General features: G+C 37.4%; 3 protein-coding genes. 2 read left to right on the top strand and 1 reads right to left on the bottom strand.

Going from position 1 to position 2980, the window contains the following annotated elements; translation table 11 throughout:
* Window positions 1-1158 (bottom strand): cytochrome ubiquinol oxidase subunit I (locus tag RTL21_RS14330; protein ID WP_312096621.1); only part of this gene is annotated, 1158 nt, incomplete at its 3' end.
* A gap of 442 nt (window positions 1159-1600) precedes the next feature.
* Here RTL21_RS14330 and RTL21_RS14325 point away from each other — a divergent pair.
* Both RTL21_RS14325 and RTL21_RS14320 read left to right on the top strand, forming a co-directional pair.
* On the top strand, window positions 1601-1918 hold the full coding sequence (locus tag RTL21_RS14325) for a hypothetical protein (protein WP_312096619.1): 318 nt from the start codon (window positions 1601-1603) through the stop codon (window positions 1916-1918).
* A gap of 43 nt (window positions 1919-1961) precedes the next feature.
* Window positions 1962-2816 carry a Cof-type HAD-IIB family hydrolase gene (locus RTL21_RS14320; protein WP_312096617.1) on the top strand — a complete coding sequence of 285 codons (855 nt, stop codon included), beginning with the start codon at window positions 1962-1964 and terminating at the stop codon, window positions 2814-2816.
* The last annotated feature ends 164 nt before the right edge of the window (window positions 2817-2980 follow it).

Below are 2980 nucleotides of genomic sequence, written 5' to 3'. Positions count from 1 at the left end.
CATAATCCATCCAGAAGTATTGGCGATGAAAGGAAGGGAAATACCTGCTACCATGAAACGATAGAACCATTTATTTGGCTTAGCGACTAATTTCTTTTTCCATGCTAAATATACACCGTATACGCCTAGGAGAATCATGGCAACTCCTGCAGCAACCATTATTCTAAAGCTCCAGAAAGTAGTTTTTACAGGAGGAATATAATTTCCATCCCCATACTTTTGCACATACTCTGCTTGAAGTTCATTCATCCCTTTCACACTTCCATCTAATGTGTTATAAGAAAGGATACTTAATAGATAAGGAAGTTTTAATTCGGCACTATTTTGTTTATTTTCTACATCAATATTGGCAAAAACGGTCCATGGTGCAGGATCTTCACTGTGTTCCCATAAACCTTCACTTGCAGCCATTTTCATTGGCTGTGTTTCTACTAAAAATTGAGCTTGGGCATGCCCTGCAACAAGTGTTAAAAAAGTAGCACTTAGCGCAACAGTAATACCGATTTGAAAGGACTTTTTAAAGAAATCAACATCTTTTTTTCCTAACAATTTAATGGCACTAATTCCACATACTAAAAATGCGCCAGTTGAGAATGCGGCAAACAATGTATGAGGGAATTCAACCAGAAGCTGGCCGTTTGTTATAAGAGCGAAGAAATCATTCATTTCTGCTCGACCATTATTAATCTCAAACCCTACTGGACGTTGCATAAAGCTATTAGCTGCTAAAATCCAGAAAGCAGACATAGTTGTTCCGAATGCGGTTAACCAAATACATGCTAAATGAACTTTTTTCGATAAACGCTCCCAACCGAATATCCATAATCCAATAAAAGTACTTTCCATAAAGAAAGCAAGCAATGCTTCAATGGCAAGCGGTGCACCAAATACATCACCTACAAAGCGAGAATAATTAGACCAGTTCATCCCAAACTGAAACTCTTGAAGAATCCCTGTAACAATACCAATTACAAAGTTGATTAAAAATAATTTGCCCCAAAACTTAGCCATTTTCTTGTATACATCATTTCCTGTCTTCACATAAAAAGATTCCATGATTGCGAGAATAAATACTAATCCAATAGAGATAGGAACGAATAGATAGTGGAAAATGGTTGTTGAAGCAAATTGCAAACGCGATAGAAAAATCATATCCATGGATTTCTCCTCCTTTGTTGTTTTTTTGATAGAATTGTGAATCTTATTGTTTACGAAAGCGATAAAAATCATTGCATAAGATGAATATGAACTAGTCTAACTCTAAATATGAAGCTGAAAAAACAGCTGAAAGTGTCATTTTCTTGGTGCTCATCCTATGTAACCAGTTGTTGAAAAACGTCGATAAACATTGTTATAAAAGGTTTTAAACAGATTTGTTTTTCCGATCGTCCCCTTTTGGTGAATGATAGATATATCATAATGAAATTTTGAATGTTTGCGGTAAACTTCACTCATTGTTTGAAAAATGTTCACATATTCGTTCACAGAATTGACAAAATAGAGAAGAGGTTTAGTTAGGGAAGGCATCGGGGAAGAAGAACAGGGTGGTTAGATGGTCGGATGAGTAGGATGAGAAGAGTGGAGAGCTGCAAGTATATGTGTGAGAGTCGCAAGTAAGAGTGTGAAAGTAGGGAGTAAAGAGCGGAGGGTCGCAAGAAGATGGCGGAGAGTCGCAAGTAAGAGTGTGAAAGTCGCAAGTAAAGAGCGGAGTGTTGCAAGTAAGAGTGTGAAAGTCGCAAGTAAAAGTGCAGAAGTTGCAAATAACGTGCAAAAAGCTGCAACGAAACCACCCAGCTTCCAAAGTGTTGCCCCCATACATAAACGAAAAGTGTTAAATAATTTACAAAAGGAAAAGCATTTCTTAATAACCTCTTCCTTTTGCTGCTTGTATATTCATGTTATGATGATAAAGGAATAAAAAATTTCAAAAATAATGGAAAAAAATATTTGAGGGTGTCTAGATGATTAAATGTATAGCAATTGATATGGATGGTACTTTATTAACATCCACGCAAGAAATTACAGAAGAAAATCGGGAAGCTATTAAATATGCACAAAGCAAGGGAGTAGAAGTAGTGATTGCTACTGGACGTGCTTATGAAGAAGCTGGAGATCTTTTAAAGGATGCAGGAATTATCACACCGATGATTTGTGCGAATGGGGCAGAAATAAGAACGAATGAGCATATCATTGTGGATACGAATCCATTAAGTAAGGAACTAGCGAGAGAAATTGCTGAAATTTTACATAAACATCAAGTATATTATGAAGTATATACCAATAGAGGTACATATACGGTAGATAAAACAGTGGCGAGATCGCTTATTATGGATATTTTCACGGTTAGTGGTCATATCAAGAATATGGAAGAGATTAAACAGGCAGCAGAGGAACGATTGGCGGTCATTCATCAATTGGATAGCTATGAAGAATTATTTGAGGATGATGACCAAATTATTTATAAACTATTAGCCTTTCATTTTGATCCGATTGTTTTAAGTAATGTCAGAGAAGAACTGACTGAGCTAGTGGATGTGGCGATAAGTGCTTCCGGGAAGGAAAACTTAGAAATCACTTCTGTGCATGCACAAAAAGGGATTGCTCTTGAAAAATTTGCGGACGCTCGTGGAATTCCTCTAGTGGAAACAATGGCAATTGGTGATAACTATAATGATGTTTCGATGTTTCAAAAGGCAGGCAGAGCGGTAGCAATGGGAAATGCCGTAGAAGATATTCAACGCCAATGCCATTTTGTAACGGGAACAAATGAAGAGAGTGGAGTGGGACAGGCGATTAGAAAAGCGCTTGAAGAATAATCAACCCCCTTGATGGTTAAAAAACAATGGATGAGCTCCGTTAAATGAGTTCATCCATTGTTTTTTTTCAGTTAAGAAAGTTAAAGTCAATTTGGTGTTTAGCTCCAGCCCACACGCCCCTAAACGGGTGCCCTCCGCTTTTCAAATTGTCTAGCTCCAGCGCC

The sequence above is a fragment of the Niallia sp. genome, from assembly GCF_031978665.1.
In the GTDB taxonomy this organism is placed as follows: domain Bacteria; phylum Bacillota; class Bacilli; order Bacillales; family Cytobacillaceae; genus Niallia.
The sequence above is the reverse complement of the archived record's forward strand: the minus strand, read 5'-3'. Positions and strand labels throughout refer to the sequence as shown.